General features: G+C 62.3%; 13 protein-coding genes and 2 tRNA genes. 9 read left to right on the top strand and 6 right to left on the bottom strand.

Annotation, left to right across the window (positions count from 1 at the left end; genetic code table 11):
* Positions 1–166: 166 nt before the first annotated feature.
* From AAE027_RS05820 to AAE027_RS05805, 4 genes are all read left to right on the top strand, one after another.
* The gene (locus AAE027_RS05820) at positions 167–754 is read left to right on the top strand and encodes a beta-1-3, beta-1-6-glucan biosynthesis protein (RefSeq protein ID WP_370987471.1); all 588 of its coding nucleotides are present in this window, start codon (positions 167–169) and stop codon (positions 752–754) included.
* Positions 755–970: 216 nt separating this feature from the next.
* Entirely contained in the window at positions 971–3,637 is a 2,667-nt protein-coding gene (locus AAE027_RS05815) for a glycosyltransferase (protein WP_370987259.1), read from the top strand.
* A 315-nt stretch (positions 3,638–3,952) separates the two neighbouring features.
* Positions 3,953–4,028 (top strand) — tRNA-Lys (locus AAE027_RS05810).
* A 1,290-nt stretch (positions 4,029–5,318) separates the two neighbouring features.
* Positions 5,319–6,449, top strand: coding sequence for an acyltransferase family protein (locus AAE027_RS05805; protein ID WP_370987258.1), 1,131 nt, complete (start codon positions 5,319–5,321; stop codon positions 6,447–6,449).
* 156 nt (positions 6,450–6,605) lie between these two features.
* Here AAE027_RS05805 and AAE027_RS05800 read toward each other — a convergent pair whose 3' ends face one another.
* On the bottom strand, positions 6,606–6,881 hold the full coding sequence (locus AAE027_RS05800) for a hypothetical protein (protein WP_370987257.1): 276 nt from the start codon (positions 6,879–6,881) through the stop codon (positions 6,606–6,608).
* A 1,087-nt stretch (positions 6,882–7,968) separates the two neighbouring features.
* Here AAE027_RS05800 and AAE027_RS05795 point away from each other — a divergent pair.
* Both AAE027_RS05795 and AAE027_RS05790 read left to right on the top strand, forming a co-directional pair.
* Positions 7,969–8,127, top strand: a complete 159-nt coding sequence (locus AAE027_RS05795; protein WP_164934919.1) for a hypothetical protein — start codon at positions 7,969–7,971, stop codon at positions 8,125–8,127.
* A 548-nt stretch (positions 8,128–8,675) separates the two neighbouring features.
* Positions 8,676–8,972, top strand: coding sequence for a hypothetical protein (locus AAE027_RS05790; RefSeq protein WP_370987489.1), 297 nt, complete (start codon positions 8,676–8,678; stop codon positions 8,970–8,972).
* 16 nt (positions 8,973–8,988) lie between these two features.
* Here the strand turns inward: AAE027_RS05790 and AAE027_RS05785 are convergent, their stop codons facing one another.
* Positions 8,989–9,657: a hypothetical protein gene (locus AAE027_RS05785; RefSeq protein WP_370987256.1), complete on the bottom strand. Its 669-nt coding sequence runs from the start codon at positions 9,655–9,657 to the stop codon at positions 8,989–8,991.
* A gap of 391 nt (positions 9,658–10,048) precedes the next feature.
* Here AAE027_RS05785 and AAE027_RS05780 point away from each other — a divergent pair.
* Positions 10,049–10,121, top strand: a tRNA-Trp gene (locus AAE027_RS05780).
* Between the two features lie 921 nt (positions 10,122–11,042).
* Here the strand turns inward: AAE027_RS05780 and AAE027_RS05775 are convergent.
* Positions 11,043–14,150: a DEAD/DEAH box helicase gene (locus AAE027_RS05775; protein WP_370987470.1), complete on the bottom strand. Its 3,108-nt coding sequence runs from the start codon at positions 14,148–14,150 to the stop codon at positions 11,043–11,045.
* A gap of 748 nt (positions 14,151–14,898) precedes the next feature.
* Between AAE027_RS05775 and AAE027_RS05770 the strand changes: the two genes are divergently transcribed.
* Positions 14,899–15,138: a hypothetical protein gene (locus AAE027_RS05770; protein WP_370987255.1), complete on the top strand. Its 240-nt coding sequence runs from the start codon at positions 14,899–14,901 to the stop codon at positions 15,136–15,138.
* Positions 15,139–15,563: 425 nt separating this feature from the next.
* Here the strand turns inward: AAE027_RS05770 and AAE027_RS05765 are convergent, their stop codons facing one another.
* On the bottom strand, positions 15,564–15,950 hold the full coding sequence (locus tag AAE027_RS05765) for an NUDIX hydrolase (RefSeq protein ID WP_370987254.1): 387 nt from the start codon (positions 15,948–15,950) through the stop codon (positions 15,564–15,566).
* Positions 15,951–16,096: 146 nt separating this feature from the next.
* The gene (locus AAE027_RS05760; protein WP_128941147.1) at positions 16,097–17,176 is read right to left on the bottom strand and encodes an AI-2E family transporter; all 1,080 of its coding nucleotides are present in this window, start codon (positions 17,174–17,176) and stop codon (positions 16,097–16,099) included.
* 435 nt (positions 17,177–17,611) lie between these two features.
* On the opposite strand from AAE027_RS05760, the gene AAE027_RS05755 reads away from it, so the two are divergent.
* A complete protein-coding gene (locus tag AAE027_RS05755) occupies positions 17,612–17,839 on the top strand; it encodes a hypothetical protein (RefSeq protein ID WP_370987253.1) in 228 nt (75 codons plus the stop codon).
* An 85-nt stretch (positions 17,840–17,924) separates the two neighbouring features.
* Here AAE027_RS05755 and AAE027_RS05750 read toward each other — a convergent pair whose 3' ends face one another.
* Complete coding sequence (locus AAE027_RS05750; protein ID WP_370987252.1) at positions 17,925–18,137, bottom strand: hypothetical protein; 213 nt, start codon at positions 18,135–18,137, stop codon at positions 17,925–17,927.
* Positions 18,138–18,280: the final 143 nt, after the last annotated feature.

Below are 18,280 nucleotides of genomic sequence, written 5' to 3'. Positions count from 1 at the left end.
GCCGTTCGACCGGGGCCTAGCATCGTGACTTTGCTGGACAAAATTCCAAATACAGGTCATGGACTCCCAAGGACTTTTCCGCCGCATTGGAGACCCATTTGGACGCCATCACCGGCGCGTCCGCGAGGTCGGGATGCGGACGGTCAGCGGACATATTGGGGAATTCATGCGGCAACGGGTGTTCGAGTTACGAAATGCGGTCCTGCGGCAGTTCGCCGCCACCTTGGCCGTCTCCTGCCTTCTCGTTCTCGCCGGTCTCGGTGGCGCCTACGCCCAGAGCGGCTCGCCCGCCCCCGACCAGAGCAAGGCCGCCGCCCAACCCGCCGACGCCGCCAAGGACGCCGCCCAGAACCAGCGCCGCACCGACGAATTCGCGGAAGCGGCCCAGGTCATCAACGGCCCCGCCGGCAATCCCGAATGCGTCTGGCTCGGCCGGCGCGTGGTGCGGCTGATGTGGCGGGATGATCTCGATACCGCGTTCCGCCATCTCGACCTCTACGACCGTTTCGGCTGCCCCGGCGGCCACATCCAGGCCGCCTTCCGCTGCCTGACCCGCTTCGGCGGGCAGATCGACCCCAAGGTCGCCGAGACCCTGGACAGCCGCGTGCACGCCTGCTGGATCAACCCGGCCTCCCAGCCGCAGCAGGCGAGCGCCTCGCAAACTGCAGCGCCGGCTTCAGGCAATTCGCAAGCTCCCCAGCCGGCCGCCAGCCCCTCGCCTGCGCCAAGCCCGACGCCCGCGCCCCAGAAATAGCCGCGATCGTTTCAGCTGTCGTTCAGGAACGATCGGCCATAGACACGGTTGGCACTGCCACGCATCGTTCGAAAAGGCCATGCCCTCATAAGGACATGAGGCCATGACAGTTGTGAAACCGCGCGGCAGAGGTATGCTCCCTTTGCCGCGGACTCGGTCGGATCTCGGGGTCGGATCCGCTGCCCTGCCACCTCAGCCCCTATTGGTTTAGCCGCGATGCGCGTTGTCGCCGCCGTTCTGTTGCTTGTGTCCGCGCTCCACGCCGGCCTCTGGGGAGTCCTGCGCGACAAGGAACCCGCGCCTGATTTCAAGGGCCTCTTGCCCAGCGTCTCCTACGCACCGTTCGAGGGCTCGGCCCACCCCGACATCGACAACATCCCGACGATCGAGAAAATCCGCGCCGACCTGAAAACGCTGTCGACCATGACGCGCGCGATCCGCCTCTATTCGTCCACCGGCGGTGTGGAGCTGGTGCCGCCGATCGCCGCCGAATTCGGCCTCAAGGTCACGGTCGGCGCCTGGATCGACAAGGACAAGGATCGCAACGAGCGCGAGATCAAGGCTGCGATCGAGCTCGCCCGCAAGAACAGCAACGTCGTCGGCGTCGTGGTCGGCAACGAGGTGATCTACCGCGGCGAGCAGAAGGTCGAAGACCTCATCAACATGATCAAGAAGGTCAAGGGATCGGTCCGCGTGCCGGTCACGACCGGCGAGATCTGGAACATCTGGCGCGACAATCCCGACCTCGGCTCCAGCGTCGATTTCATTGCCGCCCACGTGCTGCCCTATTGGGAAAACTTCCGCTCGGACCAGGCGGTCGACCAGGCCGTCGACCGCTATAACCTGTTGCGCAACCTGTTCCCCGGCAAGCGCATCGTGATCGCCGAGTTCGGCTGGCCGAGCCAGGGTTACAATTTGCGCAACGCCGATCCGGGCCCGTTCCAGCAGGCGCTGATCCTGCGCAACTTCGTCAGCCGTGCCGAAGCCATCGGCATGGAATACAACATCGTCGAGGCGATCGATCAACCCTGGAAATTCTTCGAAGGCGGCGTCGGTCCGTACTGGGGCATCCTCAACGCCAGCCGCGAGCCGAAATTCGCCTGGACCGGCCCGGTGGAGAACCCCGACTATTGGAAGCTGATGGGCATCGCGCTGCTGGTCGGCATCCTGCTGTCACTGCCGATTCTGCGGCTTGAGAAACCAACCGCGAAGCAGGCCTTCCTGCTGTCGGCGACTGCCAACGGCGTCGGCGCCTGGGCCGCAACCGTGTTCGCGTTCTGGAACAGCCATTATTTCATCTTCGGCTCGGCCTTCGCGCTGACCCTGGGCATGATCCTGCTCGTTCCGCTCGTGCTCATCGCGATGGCGCGCATCGACGAGATCGCCGCGGTCGCCTTCGGCCGGCCACCGCAGCGGCTGATCACGAAGGGCAAGCCGGTCGAGAACGTGCCGGAGAATTACTACCCGAAGGTCTCGATCCACATCCCGGCGTACTTCGAGCCGGTCGAGATGCTCAAGCAGACGCTCGATGCGCTGTCGCGGCTGAACTATCCGAACTACGAATGCGTGGTCATCATCAACAACACGCCGGATCCCGCCTTCTGGCAACCGATCCAGGACCATTGCCGTGCGCTCGGTGAACGCTTCAAGTTCATCAACGCCGAGAAGGTGCAGGGTTTCAAGGCCGGCGCGCTGCGCATCGCCATGGACCGCACCGCGGCGGATGCCGAGATCATCGGCATCCTCGATGCCGACTATGTCGTCGATCCCGACTGGCTGAAGGACCTCGTGCCGGCGTTCGCCGATCCGCGCGTCGGCCTGGTGCAGGCGCCGCAGGAGCATCGCGACGGCGGCCTGTCGATTATGCACTACATCATGAACGGCGAATATGCCGGCTTCTTCGACATCGGCATGGTCCAGCGCAACGAGCTCAACGCCGTGATCGTGCACGGCACAATGTGCCTGATCCGCCGCGCCGCGATGGACATGGCCGGCGGCTGGTCGTCGGATACGATCTGCGAGGACTCCGATCTCGGCCTTGCGATCCAGGAGCTCGGCTGGACCACCCACTACACCAACCATCGCTACGGCCAGGGCCTGCTCCCCGACACCTACGAGGCCTTCAAGAAGCAGCGTCACCGCTGGGCCTATGGCGGCCTCCAGATCGTCAAGAAGCACTGGCGACAGTTCCTGCCCGGCAAGAGCCGGCTGACGCCCGACCAGAAGCGCGAATATGGCCTCGGCTGGCTGAACTGGCTGGGCGCCGAAAGCCTCGGCGTAGTCGTGGCGCTGCTCAACCTCGTCTGGGTGCCGATCGTCGCCTTCGCCGACATCGCCATCCCCGACAAGATCCTGACGCTGCCGATCATCGGCGCCTTCATCGTGTCGCTGGTGCACTTCCTGTCGATGTATCGCGCCCGCGTCGCGATCAAGCCCGGCCAGATGCTGGGCGCCATGATCGCGGCGATGAGCGTGCAATGGACGGTGTCGCGCGCGGTCGCGCAGGGCCTCATCACCGAGCACATCGCCTTCGCCCGCACCTCCAAGGGCGGCCTTAGCAGGATGTCGATCGAGTTCCAGGCGTTCTGGGAGGCCGTGATCGGCACCCTGCTGGTGATCGGCGCCGGCGTCCTGATCGCCAGCAACAGCTTCCGGCAGATCACCGAGATCTACGTCTTCGCCGACGTCCTGGTGCTGCAAAGCCTGCCGTTCCTGGCCGCGGTCGCCATCGCCATCCTCGAGCTTAGCCGGATCAACTCGTTCCAGTTCTGGCGCGACAGCGCGATCCGCTCCGCCGAGCTGATCGGCCTCCGCCCGGTCGCCCTGCCGACCCCCGGTACGCCGCAGCCGGTGCCGAACGAGGTCCGGCGCGAGGCGAAGTGACGGGCGCCCGAAACTCGGGCGCCTGGACCCCGTGATTAAAAGTCACGTGCTCTTCAGCGTGGATGACCGCCCGCCAATCAGGTTGAAAATCCCAAGCTAAGCCGCGGGGATGCCGATGGAATCCCCGCCCCTGCCAAGAACTTCGGCAGCCACCCGCACTATTGACCTCCGCAGCCACTCCCCCTACACAGCGCGGAAGCATGATCCGGAAACAGCCGGTTTTCCCCGCAACGCAAGTCGAGCGCGGCGGCAAGACATGCTTCTCGAAATGACCGAACACGATGGCGATCCTCTTCAAGCCATCAGCGGCCATGGGAGCGCGTAGCTCAGCCGGTAGAGCACGTGACTTTTAATCACGGGGTCCTGGGTTCGAGCCCCAGCGCGCTCACCAAGCCAAATCAAATATTTAGCCCGGAATACGAGCCGACCTAAAAAGTGCTTTGTGGGCACTGTGTTGGCAAATCGACTGCTGCGCTCAGCGCGGGTGAGTCAATTTGACTCAACCACACCGCGGGCCCGCCAATTCCATCCTGCCCTGGGTTGGCAGAGGGGCTGGTTATGGATGCGGTGTCGACGGTGGGCTGGGTCGTTCTGGTCGTCGTGTTTGGACACGGCGCCGATCTGACCACCACCCGCGAGGCCTTCACGCGATGGATTTTGTGTTTTTGATCGGCCGCCACCGCTCAGTATGATGCCCGAGTAGCCAGTCACAGTTTACCGTGGAGTGGCACAATGACGCATAACCTCGTAGCCGTGTGTGTCGTCGTGGCCTTAATTATCATGGCCTCGATTGGCTTCGCCCAAAAGCACCATCAATGTTGGAACGGGCACGTGCTCAAAAATTGGCGGCACGGGCACGTGCTCATAACCCGTGAGCCCTGCGGATCCGTTGGCCCCTCCATATAGAACCGCCGCCCCTCGGAGCTTTTCCCCACCCACGACGCGCAGTAGCTCGCGCGACGGATGAGCCCCAAGGGATTGATAATTTGCGAGGTACTTACAATGCCGCTTTGATCGCGGCATGCCTCGCCCTGCACGCCGCCACACTCCTACGCACGCCGCCGGCCGGCCGCAGTAGACCAGGACTCCGCGCAAGCCCATCTCGCGCATCTGGCCGAAGGTGATCTTGAGCCGCCATTGCAGCCATCACGTGGCTCTGAACGCCGATCGCTGGCCTGACGATGTTCACTTGTCTGATATCGAGCCGCGTTTCGTCTGCGGCGAATGCGGCAGCCGCAGAGCTGAGGTCAGGCCCATTACGACCATTGCGGTGACAATGCACTTAATGTGCCACGGAACGGGTGCCCATTGTTAAGTGCATTGTCACCGTAATTCCCTGGGTTCGAGCCCCAGCGCGCTCACCAATCAGCTCCAATAACGTCGCGAATAGCCGACCAGCAAAGCTCGTGGGCATTGTGCTGGCAAATCGACCATCGGCTGCGGCGATCTCGGGCTCGCCCGACGATTCTGTTCGTGACGGAGACCAAGCCATCACGATTGAACTGGGGCAGCGTGCTCACTTGCCAGTTCCAATCATTCTGCTGCCCAGGCCGACTGCGCCGTCGCAGAACTTGGAAACACACAGACACACATTGCAATAGTTCAACTAATCGTCGAGATTGACGCCATATGCATCTGAACTGATCGCGAGAGACAAGAATTGAGCTGTAGTCAGTTTACGTTGGATGGATCAAAGAACGACACGTCGTTAGCCCTGGATGCACTGCGCGCCATCGCAGCCCAGATGGTCTGCATCGGTCATGGCATCTCGTTCTTCCTGCCAGAACTCCGCCAGTCCGGGCTCCCTCTGCCCCAGAATGTCGGCGTGTTACTGTTCTTCGTGCTTTCTGGATTCCTGATTAGTTATACGCTGCTCGAGAAATCGAGAAACCCCAGCTACACTTTCTTGCAGTTCTTCATTGATAGAGCCGCCCGCATCTACTCTGCCCTTGTGCCATGCCTTCTGCTTGTGGTCCTCGTCGACACGGGGACCATTTGGCTCATTGGCGATCGCGTCCTGGAGGGTAGTCGAAGTCCGACGATCTTTCTCGCCAATTTGCTGATGATCGAAACCTACCGCGGTCCGCTTGAGCACCTGAGCCTGCTACGATGGCCGATCATTGGTTCTGCCAGCCCGCTCTGGACACTGGTGATCGAGTGGCACATCTATCTGTTCGTTGGCGCGCTGTTTTTCATTGGGGCGACGCCTGCCCGGGCGGCTGTCCTGATACCGATAGCCATCATTTTCGGTCAGATCCCCCTCCACTACATGTTTGGGGCTCTCCAAGAGGACAACGGTCTCGGTCGATCGCTTTTTACCCTGTGGCTGGCAGGCGCTTACAGTTATGTCGTCCTGAGGTCCGTTGCCTTGCAAAGCAGGACGCTGGGCGCCCTGCTCGCCGTCGGCTCGATCGTCGCCTATGTGGCGACGACCCGCGCATATCTCGAATACAAGCCCATAACCTACCCCTTCCTCGTGCTCTTTGTTCTAGGAGTCGTCGTGGCGACGCAGCCAGGACGGATCGTCGCCTCTCCGTGGCCTGCAAAGATCGTCCGGTTTTTCGCCGGGTATTCCTTCACCCTCTATCTCATTCATCACACCCTGATGTATCCGGCCTTCCTGCTCTGGAAAGATGGCGGATGGCTGATCTTTATCCCAGCCGTCTTGGTAGCGAACGTTGTCGCTGCAGTCGTTGCCACGTACACCGAAAGCCGGCACAAGCAGCTTGCGCAATGGCTCCAGCGTAGGATCTCGCGTATTCAGTTCTATGTCCGCGGCGAGCCAGGCATCCGGATCCGCGATGCCCAATGAGCGCGATGCCGTGGAAGCACGTGCGACCATATTACGGTGAGCACCCGTCACCGTAATTTGGAGCGGTTCGCATGTTCAAGTGCGACTGCGGCGAACAGACTTGGACCGAGGATCTTGGACCGAGGATAAAGAGTGAGGCCGCCAACTGAGGCGGCCTTAATTCATCTTGCGGCGGAGCTTCTTGGCTAGCTTCCTTTGGTCGTCGCCGTACTCTTTGGCAGCTTGCCGCGCTTGCTTGGTGCGATCTCGGAAAGTGTTTGGAGGAGGCATCTTTGCTATCGCTTGTTCCAGTTCGACCGCGATAGCCCTGTAGCGCGCGAGCAGCCTTGCGAACACATTGCGCTGGAGCTGACTCTTTGCGGCCTTCTGCATGCGCTCGCATTCTGCGATTTGCCCGCGAAGTAGTTCTAAGTGGGCTTGCATGCCTTTCATGACATCATCGGGGGCGAAGGGTCACGGTCCTGGAGCGCCCCTCCCCAATCGTCGTGCGTGAACAGAGCTTGTTGAATGTTGTCAGTACTGAGAATGAATTAGGACACTCCCAAAATCAAGTTAGGACACTGAGGGTTAGATACGGACGGCAGCCGACCGCGCATGAGAACTATACGATGGACCAGAACAAAGGCCCGCCCGTAGCTGGCGGGCCGTGTCACACACCTGTGGCATGGCCGTTGCACAGTCGAAACCAACTGGGATTTCAGTGCTCAGTTTGAGAAGGAAACGCTGCCGGGACATGTATTTCGAGCCCGGCAGCGTCTTGTTTTAGGACGAGTGGGACAGCCGCCAGCGTGAACCGGCGAGCTGTCCGAAGATGTCCCGTTCGACTTGCCTAGATTTGCTTTCCGCGCATGCAATTGATCACAAACTCTCGCTTTGCGCGACCTTGTCCTTTCATAATCCCACCCGCACTTGAGAAACCACGTTCGCTAGCGAGCTGCTTGCATCTTTCCAAACTTTGGGGGGAGCCTCCGCGAGGCGTGCTCTGCTGCGCCTGTCCAGCGCCGGTGGTCAGAGCCAGAGTGAGGGAAGCAATTGAAATCAGCCTAGTCATTAAACAACTCCCTACATGAAGGATGATCTAATCATTGCAAGGAAAAGATCGGGATGCTTCGCGCCGGAGCCAGTAATGCAAAAGTGGCGGACGCTCGGCACCACGGCGCCAGGGTACTTACGTTTGTCGATAGCCAGCTCAATTGTCGGCGATCGACGCGATGGTGGCGGCTCCCGATCGCTCGTGGATCGTAGCACAGGGGCCCGCCGGCGTGAACCAGCGAGCCTCCAGTGCCCTTAGCGCAGCTCTTCCGGCATCGGTACGCCATAGAGCTTGGCCAGCAGAAGGCTTCCCTTAATCGCCCAACGGGCGAGCCGAATTCTTCACGTCGACCCGCTCGTCCGTGATGCTCCGTCGCAGAGACAGGAGCACCATTGAATCCTGCTGCGGTAGCGCTGCATAGGAACGTTTCGACCGACAGGGAATCCTACAGGCGCAATCCATCCAGTGTTCCCTGTAGATCAAACGATGGAAAAAGCGCTCGCATACGCCATCTCGGTGGCCCTCGTCGGCTTCGGTGTCTTGATCTTTTTCGCCGGCCTGTCCTCCAGTTCGCCTGCCTTATGGACAATCGTTGCGCTGGTCCCGATCACCATCGGGCTCGTGAGCGCCTTTGGCCCCATGTGACTGGACGTGGAAATCAGGCCTCAGATCAGTCATTGCTCGCTGGGCGGCCGCGCCAAGTGCTTTTTTGGGCGATCGGGTTTTGCCGATGATGATTTGGGCTTAGCAGTCCGGCGAGTTGCTGCGGCCGGTTTGCGGTCGACGCTATGCCCCTGTTGCATGTGCTCGGCTGCGATGACGCGGGATCGCAAATTTTCTAACTCGGAAAGCCCGGAAACAAGCTCGTCGACACGCTGCTTCAGAACAGCGGTGCGATCACAAGCGCCCATTAAACGCCCCCACGACACCCAAGGACCCGGGCGGACAGCCGGGAAAACCATGCAATCAAGAAATGCGGTGGCGAGGCGATGGTTCCCGTTGAAAGTGCTGCGCCGTGGTGACGGCCCCGGCCGTGGGGGCTTTTGGGTGGGTCGAGGCCGGGGCCGCTGGAGGTGCTTGGACCTTTGGGGAAGGCCAAAGCCCACCGAAGACTAGGAAAAAGCGGCAATCCCGTCTGTTCGCTTTCGTACATTGCCTGTACCGTTCCATTACGGGGAACGGGGTCATTGCAAATGAAGGACTATCCGGCCCAGCTTGAGAAACTCCGGAAAGATGCGGCCGAATGCGCCCTGATCCGCGATCTGGCAACCGAACCCGCCAAGCGCGAACTGTTCGACCGGCTTGCGAATCACCTCACGGTCCTGGCTGACCAAGTTGAAACGGCGATGCTCGAGCGGAAGACCGGGACCCGTCCTCCTGACTCCATGAGGCATGCGGTCATGGACTTGATGCCGGCGGCGATCAGTCGCCAGCGCACGAGCATAGGCCCGTTCGCTTACTGGGTCGCGCGGATATATGGCCCCAAGTGATCCGCTTGAGGTGCCTTCAGCTTTCCGGAGCTGAAACTGTAGCGGGTATGCTCAGCGGCGCTCCTCCAACCGAAACGGGCCCCACAGGTTTCGATTCCCGAGCGATCCGTTTGCGCATCGCTGCGGACAGTCCATAGCGAGCATGCGCCCTTCGAATGGAGGACGTGACGTCCGACATCAATGCACTTTGCAGCGTGTCGACCTTGGCGATCAGCGTCGACAGCTGCGAAGATATCTTCCTCACATCGACCCGTTCGTCCGTAATGCTCTGTCGCAGGGAAAGCAGCACCAATGAATCCTGCTGCAGCAGAGCTGCATTCTGCTGCGCTGAATCATTGTTCTCCTTCAGCAAGGCAGTCTGTCGCTGTTGGGCCGACTGAATGTCCTTCAAGGCAGCGACGACCGGATCCGGTTTTGCCGCGGAAGCCTTTTGGCGCGGAAGAAGTTCAGCCAGGCTGCTGACATTCAACGACGGAAAACCAGACGGCAACGTATAGATCGCCGCCAAGCCATTGATGGCCAAGGCACACACCGACAGGGCCAGGACCGATTTCCGGCTGGACCGCTTGATCGGCACTGGAGCTTCCGCGGCTGCGGGTTCGTGTGTTGCTGCGGCGGCTGCAAGTGCTGCAGGGTCGAGCTCTTCGGCGAAGCCTTCCGTTTCGAAAGTCGTGGTCACGTGCATTGACCCCAATGAGCGAGCAAAAGGAAGCCGCCCCCTGGAGCGTCCTCACGACGACTCCTTTACGCAGCACCCATACACAACTGTCTAAAATTGTGGGCTTTTTGGATTAATTCCACGTTAGCGGCCTGGCCGGCTGACGGGCTCGGCGACTCCGGCCAATTACGGGGTTAAGCCCCTCACCCCATTGCCAGCAGCAGATTTCTTCGCAGCTGATTTTCCGAAGAGTGTCAGAATGCCACTGTTTTGCCCGACGCGTCAACCGGATTTCGCGACGAATGCAGAAGGCATTGTACCAGCAGCACTTAGCTACTGTGCATGGGGTTGTTTTTACGTTTTTGACTAGTCGCTCAATCGAGAGATGAGCTCGGGTACCAACTCCTTCACCAATCAATGCGCAGTGGCCGATCGGTTAGGCGGCGGATTCCAGACTCCGCTCAGACAGGTTCAACTCTTATGCGCAGCCAATTTGGTCCCACGGTAAAATGGGAACGGGGCGCGATGATCCATTGCGCCCATCCTGTCTCTTCGCCCCTTCGCTCGCAGACTACAAACCTGGCCCTGTCGGGCTGGGAACGCGTCTGGGCGACACAGTTGTTCGTCGCTCGACCTGCGCGTTGGCGTCCAGCACCTTGTCGCCAGCTCGTGCGGCTCGCGGCCGGCTGATCTGGTCCGAAATGCTCGTGCCCCTCCCTGGCTGACCTTCTGAACCACCTTGAGCCTGTGTTGCCGACCTGTTTCGGGAGGACGCCAGGCCAGTGGTCATTTGATCCTCATTGCTCGTGCCGCTCCCAATCGCGCCGATCGGCAGACCGTTTTGGGCATGACCAACCCCGGCATTTCTCGCGGCCTGGGCTGCCGAGCGCGACTTCGCAGGCGTGGCGGGCTGAATGTTCGGATTCGTCGGTTGGCGGTTGGCGCCCAGATTTCCGCCGGTGGCGGTGTCTTTCGTCCCCAGCCCTGGGGGCGCTGAGGCAGCCGCATTGCCTGCACTCGTCCCCATTCCAGAAGGTGCCGACCCGCCAGCGCTGGCGCTACCCGCCCCCGTCCCCATGCCCGCTCCGGCGGACCCTGCATTTCCGCCGCCTGCTTGTGCCAGGACCAACAGACATGAGCTTACGACAATCGCGACAATGACCGGAGGGATGGCATGGGACATCGGACAATCTCCATCGCCAAGCCAATTAACTATAATTGTGGCACAGGGTTCCCGCTCCGAATTCGCAGTTGAAGAAGCGGTCGCTGAGATAGTTCTAGTTCTGCCAACCGAAGCAGGCGAAAGCCGTGCCGTCCGGCCCGACTGGACCACGAAATCAAATACGACAGCGACGCGGACGCGTGATCCGCGCTGGAGATGACGTCAAGCTGCTGACGAAGGCGCGAGCGCCCTACCCCTCATCCAGCAGCTCGAACAACTCCTCCACCCGCTCGAACGGCGCATCCCGCATCGGGCTGTGATAGACGACGCGATCGCCGTCGCGTTGCAGTGACTTGCCCCGCGACTTCCGCAAGCGCCCCGGCAGGAACGTCGCGGCGACCGCTCCGGGACCGACGTCGAGGCGGATGATGCCTCTGCGTTTGCATTCGATCCTGAGCCAGGCTGCGTTGAAGAAGTCGCGCGCCACTTTCGGCAGCGGGCCGAAGCGGCGGGAGGTTTCTTCCTCGAGGTCGTCGAGGTCGTCCTCGTCATTGCATCGCGCGGCACGCGCATAGAGTTCCAGCCGCACGGGCTCGGACTGCACATAGGTGTCGGGCAGCATGTCCCCGACCGGCAGATTGAGGTCTGGCACCCACACTGCGGCCCGGCCCTCATCGACCTTCTCCGAGGCCATTTTCAAGAGGTGGCTGTAGAGCACGGGCCCGAACACCTGGACATGGCCGGATTGCTGCTCCGAGAACAGGTCTCCCGCACCTCTGAGATCGAGGTCGCGCTCGCTGATGGCAAAGCCGGCGCCGGGTCGGCTGAACTCCTCGAGCACTGCCAGCCGCTTCTCGGACTGCCCGGACTCCGTCTCGGTCAGCAGATGGGCGAAGGAGCGGATGCCGCCACGGCCGACGCGGCCACGGAGCTGGTGCAGCTGGGCAAGGCCGAACTTTTCGGGCCAGCACACCACGATGGTGTTGGCGCGGGGAATGTCGAGGCCGCTCTCCACGATGTTGGTCGCGAGCAGGACATCGGCCCTGCCCTCGACGAAGCTCATCATGCGGTCGTCGATCTCGTCGGCCGCCAGTCTGCCGTGCAGACAAACGATGCGCAGGTCGGGAGCCACCGCCTGCACCCGCGCCAGCATAGGATCGAGATCCTGGATGCGCGGACAGATCAGAAAACTCTGGCCGTGACGCCGCTGCTCGCGCAGCAGCGCGGAAGCGATTGCAGCATCCGAGAGCGGTGCGATCCGGGTTGCGACCGGAAGCCGGTGCACCGGCGGCGAAGCGATCACGCTGAGGTCGCGGAAGCCGGCAAGGCCGGCGGCGAGCGTCCGCGGGATCGGCGTCGCGCTCATCATGAGCACGTGAACGTTCTTGGCGAGCCCGGAGAGCTTGGCCTTTTCGGCCGCTCCAAAATGCTGCTCCTCGTCGATGATGACGAGGCCGATATCATCGAACTTGACGTCCTTGCCGGTGAGCGCCTGCGTGCCGATCACGACCTTGATCCGGCCGCTGCGCAGTCCCTCCTTGGTCTCGCGCAGCTCCGCGCCTGATGTCGCCCGCGACAGGTTGCCGACCTCGATGCCGAACGGAGCGAAGCGCTTCTGGAACGTTGCGACATGCTGCCGTGCCAAGACCGTCGTCGGCACCACGACCGCCACCTGCTTGCCGGACAGCACCACGGCGGCGGCCGCCCGCAGCGCCACCTCGGTCTTGCCAAAGCCGACGTCGCCGCAAATCACCCGGTCCATGGGGTGACCGGAGGCAAGATCATCCAGCACGTCGGCGATCGCCTTGGCCTGGTCGCTCGTCGTGAAATAAGGGAAGCGCGCCACGAACTTCTCGTAGGCCGATCCCGGCGGAACCAGCTTTTCGGCGCGCCGCCGCCGGCGCTGGCTGATGTGCTTGGCCAGAACCTTGCCCGCGATCTGGATTTCGCGTTCGGCTGAGGTGCGGCGTGCCCACCATGTGCTGCCGTCCGCCTTGTCGAGCGCGAGCTTGCCGAGCTCGGCTGAGTAAGGCCACATCAAAGCGAGATCGGGCGGCGGCACCAGCACCGCATTGTCGCCTGCGAACTTCAGGCGGATCATCTCCCGCAGCGCGCCGCCGCCAGTGTTCACGGTCTGCAAGCCGTCGAGAACGCCAAGGCCGCGCTGGAGATGGACGACCACCGTGCCCTGCTCGGGCACATCGGCATGATCGAAAGCCGCACTCCAGGCGCGCGCCATCGGCTGGGGATGATGCGCCCGGCTGCCGAGCACGTCGGACGCCGTCACGATGGCAAGAGGCTTTTTCCCCGGCAGGACGAAGCCCGCATCGAGATCGGCCAGCAGCGCCGTCTCGCCGTTCCGCCCGCTCGTCACCTCGTCCCAGTCTTCGCAGCGCTGCGCCTTGACGCCGCTCATCCGCTCCATCACGCGCAGATCATCCTCCTGCGCCGCGACGAGGACCAGGCGCGAACCCGCCCGCCGCATCTCCTCGACGAACGTCCGCAGCGCCTTCCTTGCAGATGTCAGCTTCGAAAATTCCGGCGTGGTCTGGAACGGCGCCGTCCGCGGCAACGCCTTCATGCCCTTGGCGAGCTGTTTCCAGTCAGCCCGCCCGAGATATTCGCGCTCCCGCTCCGCACGGGGCGCGGCTTCCTCGATCGTGCTCAGCCACGCGTCGGCGTGCAACGGCACGCCTGCATCGGCGATCCATTTGGCGCGCCCGCAATAATCGAACAGGCTCGCGCGCTTGCCGCGTTTGCCGGCAAAGGCAAGCCGCTCGGACATGGGATCGACCAGAAGCTCGCTGGTCTCGAAGATGATGTCGTGCTCTTTCGGATCGAACGCCACGATCCGTCTTATCGCGCGATCCGAATGCTCGATCCGGAACGGCCCCAGCGCGCCTGCGGGAAATATCTCGAAGGTCTGGCCATGAAACAGCGCCCCGCCCGGATAGTCCGGCTCGTCGTCGAGATCATATCCGAGAGCTTCGAGGCGTGCCTCAAGGTCACGCTCGGAGAACGCGCCGCCCACCTTCAAGCTCACGCTCAGGCGCGACAGGCTCGCAGGCGGCGGCAGGCGCTCCATCACGGCTTCCGCCGTCGAAACGAGAAAGAGCGGCTTCTTGGATCTTGCGAGGCGTCTCAGGACCGAGGCTCGGCGCCCCGCGAGTTCGTGGGATGGCTCCAACTGATCGAACGGCAAGGTGTTCAAACGCGGAAACACCAGAACCTCGCAGGAAGGGTCGAGCGCGTGAATGACACTGCCCAGCCGCTCGGCCCTGTTCTCGCTCTCGGCAAGAAAAACGAGACCGCTGCGTCCGGACTGCTTCCATTGTGCAAGCAGATGGAGGGCCATCATCCCGAGGGGCGACGAAGACGAGATCGTTGCGCGCTGCGACCCCTTGCTCTTCTTGGGCGACTTCTTGGTCGCCCGCGCGTTTTTGGAAAGCCTCACTTGAATCCGTCTCTGGTCGTAAACCGCCGGCAACTGAACGCGAGCCGCTCTCATCCTGATTCGGCTGCTCGGCGCCATGCATATGGGATTTGCCCGGCGAACGCACGCTCGTGGGCAACGTCCGGGACGTCATCCGCGATCCCGGCAGCTTGGCCGTTGATCGTCCAGCAGATCGGAACTGGCTCCGTTCCGACGCGTGAAATGCGGTCCATGCTCTCGACGCGAAAGTCAATACAATCGAGACGCTCTACTCACCGGCAGGCACGAAAAAGCCCCAGCGCTTGGAGCCACGCTGGGGCGTTCGTTCAAAATGAAGCGGTTAAGCAATGACGTCTTCATAGCAGCGATCTTGCCGAGCGTTTGTGAACTGGTTCACACGATTTGCGCCAAAACGACCTCAGTGCGAAGGCGCTGAGGTCGCCAACCTTTGTGGGGAAGGTTTTCTCGCGGCCCGGGGGCTTTTGGGGTTGGGGATGGGCCGTGAGCCTAGAATCTACGCGCGCCGAGCGAAGTCGTTCCAAGAAAGTGGGCCAGATGTCTGCCGGCGCGGTCGGCGCACTGATGATCCGACCTGCCGGAACCGGGTACCGCATCCTTCCGGTTTGAGCATGCACACGCCGCGCGCTAGGATCTCTCTTTTACGGAGGCTCATTTGAAACCATTCATTTTCATCGCGGCCATCGCACTGCTTGCAATGGCTCCCGCACGCTCACAGGCGCTGGTCGACCCAAGCAAGGTTGCCCCCGAATATCGGGAGGCGGCCGAGAAGCGCCGGGCCGAGCAGCTGCGGCAGCGCGAATGCGCGATGAAGGCGGATCTCGAGAAGGTGCTGCCCAGGGATCGCACCACCTATCTCAACCACTGTCTGGACACCATGGCCGCCAAGCAATAGCGGCTGCGCGCATTCTGCGAACAGCGGCCCACTTACCCGCATCGGCTGTCACCAAGCCTGTTCGACAAGCCGGGAAGGCATTCAGGCTTTCTTCCATTTGGGATCACCTGAACACCCCACTTCAACAGTCATTGTCGATCGCGCATGAGTTTCGTCCAGATTCAGTGCACGCGCTGCAAGGGCGTGTTTCGCGATCGCGCCGGCCGGTTGCAGGACGGCTATTCCAGGCAATGTCCGGGCTGCGAGGTGGTGCTGTTCTTCGGATTCCCAACACCTCTTCATCAAGCGCGCGATGCGCAATGCGCGGAAGGCCCGCAAGGAGCAGCGCGAGGCCGAGGTCGTCAGGCCCGCTGCGCCGGAACCGCGCACGGCCCGGTCGAGGTCATTTGCCGGGCGGACGCGATCGGCGGGGCGAGAGGATTAGCTCACCGCCGCTTTCGTGGAAACAGGCGGTCGCGGATGTAGCGTGAGGTCGGCGTCAGGCGGATGCCGCGGGGCTTCTGCCAGGCGGCGCGGTCGATCTCCTTCTTGTCGCCGATCGCTAGCCTGCCCTTGGCGCCCTTGGCGATGAAGATCGCATCGCTCATCTTGCGGCCGGAGCGCTTGTTTCTCGCCTTCACTTCCTTCCAAAGACTGATCCGGCCGAGCTTCAGCTCGGGCAGCTCTTCCTTGATCTCCCGCCGCAGGCAGTCCTTCGCGGACTCACGCGCACGCTTGCGGCCGCCTGGGAACATCCAAAGGCCGTCCGACCGGCGTCTGACCAACAACACCTTGCCGCGCCTTGCGGCAACCAGCTTGGAAGACTTCGCCATTACTGCCGTAGATCGAAACCAGAATCGTCCAGATCGTAACTTGTCTAGTCGAACAGACAAGTTCAGGACGCATTTTGATCACAGACCGCGGAGCCGTGCGCTCCTGGTGCGACATGGCGGACCGAGCGCGCCGTCGCGGCGCGAGATCAGCCCTCGCTCACCTTCGGACGGTCCTCCGTCCTGATCCAGGCCATCATCATCTCCCAGGCCACCGACAGGATGATCGGCCCGATGAAAAGGCCGACGATGCCATGGGCGAGCGTGCCGCCGATCACGCCGACGAAGATCACGATGGTCGGCGTGGTCAGGCCGCGCCCCATGACGAGCGGCTTCAGCATGGTGTCGATGAAGCCGACCAGGACGAGAAACACGGTGAGCAACAGCGCCGTGGTGACGTCCTTGGCGGTCCAGATCCAGATGATCACTGGCAGCAGCACGAGGAAGGCGCCGATCTGCACGATCGAGAGCAGCAGCACGATGAAGGCGAGAAGGCCGGCGCTCGGCACGGCCGCGAGCTTGAAGCCGAAGCCAGCGAGCAGCGCCTGCACCACCGCGACGCCGATCACGCCCTGCGCCACGGCGCGGATGGTCGCGCCTGCAAGCTCCAGGAAATGCTCGCTCTGCTCAGGCACGATCCGGAACAGGAAACTGCGGCCGGCGGCAACCAGCCGCGGCCCGTGCGGAAACAGGAAGCCGGCGACGAACACGGACAGCAGGAACTGGACCGTTCCGAGACCGGCATCGCCCGCGAGCGAGAGCAGCGGTCCCGCCAGCGGCTGAAGATACGGCGCCACCTCGCGCAGCACCGCGCGGATATTGGTGTAGGCCTGGTCCCAGAGATCATAGAGCCAGGGGCCGACCACTGGCCACGATTTGAGCTGCTCCGGCGCCGACTGCAGCGCGAGGTCGCCGGTGCTAAGCTGGTGCGCCAGCTCCCGCACACCGTCGACGGCGCTGAGTCCGAGCCAGGTCGCAGGGCCGATGACGATGCCAAGCGTGATCAGGGTCAGGATCGCTGCCGCGGTCTTCGGCCGGCCGCCGAGGATTTTGGCGACCCAGCTGAAGGCCGGATAGAACGCGACCGCGAGCACGCCGCTCCAGGCCAGGATCGGCACGAACGGGCGGATGATCAGGAAGGTCCAGATGATCAGCAGGCCGAGCAGGCCGAGCCGGATCACGAGCTGGATGATATCCTCACCCGTCAGGAGCTGACGGAGACTTTTCACGGCTACTGCTTTCCCTGCGACATGAACGCAACTTCCGGCGCTTGCGAGGCCTAGCCGTTATTGCCAGCAACAAGCCGGGCGTCAAGGCGACCGGTTCCCGCAAGATCCGCCGACTAGGAACGCATCGGACCAATCGGCATTTTGAGGACGATGACGGCCGAACCCAGATTCACCGCGGCGTCCACTATTCGCTGAAGCGGAATGCCGCGCCGGGCTACTGGCGCTATGCCTATGCGATCGGCGACAGGGTCCGCTCCGGGCGGGTGCAAGGCAAGCTCCCGCTGCTCGCCATCAGGCGCGTGCAGATGCGCATTGACCGGGACTTGCGGCCTGGCTTGGCTAACGCCCGTTAAGTGGATTTCTCCGGGCCGGTTTACGCGGCTGCAAAGGCCCGTGGCTACCGTGGGTTGAGGTCCCCAAAAAACATTCTGTGCAATGGCCAACAGCATCTGGACGATCGAAGAATTCACCTGTGCGGGTTGCAGCATGAGCTACACCGCGACAAGGGAAGAACATGCCGAAGCGCATTCCGGCAGCTTCAAGTGCAGCATCTGTAGCAGTGTGGTGCATAGCTGGTCCGGCAAGCATCACTTCTTCGGCTGGGAAGCGGTGAAGACCAAGCCGCCCGTGTTCGGACGGCGCTGGGCGGGCGTTGGATGGTAGGGCCGAGGCATCGGTTCGCGCTCGCCGTCGTTGCCCAGCGAAAGCCGGGTATCCCCTCGCCCATCGACCGCATTGTGAGCCGCGATCAGCCGCCGCCGAAATTGGAGGGATCGAGATTCCTGTTCTCCGACGGCGGGATCGGCGGATGACCGGGAAACCTGTACCAGCCGGGCGGCACGACCGCGCGCGTGTCGGGGCGGACCACGACATGGTGCCGCGGATGCGCGTAATGCCTCGGCGCTGCGGCAGCCGAGGTGCACGCTGACATCAGAACAAGCAAAGCCAAGACAGAGCGCATCGCACGGGCTCCTGACGTCCCCGCCCATCATGTGGTCAGCAGAACCTGCTCGCACCATTCATCTGCGCGTCACAACCGGTCACATCGGCGAGATCGCCGGAAAATCTGCCCAATTGCGCCGTAGACGTTTGGACTCCGTTCAC

Origin of the sequence: Bradyrhizobium sp. DN3 (assembly GCF_041357655.1) — a bacterium.
Classification (GTDB): Bacteria; Pseudomonadota; Alphaproteobacteria; order Rhizobiales; family Xanthobacteraceae; genus Bradyrhizobium.
The sequence above is the reverse complement of the archived record's forward strand: the minus strand, read 5'-3'. Positions and strand labels throughout refer to the sequence as shown.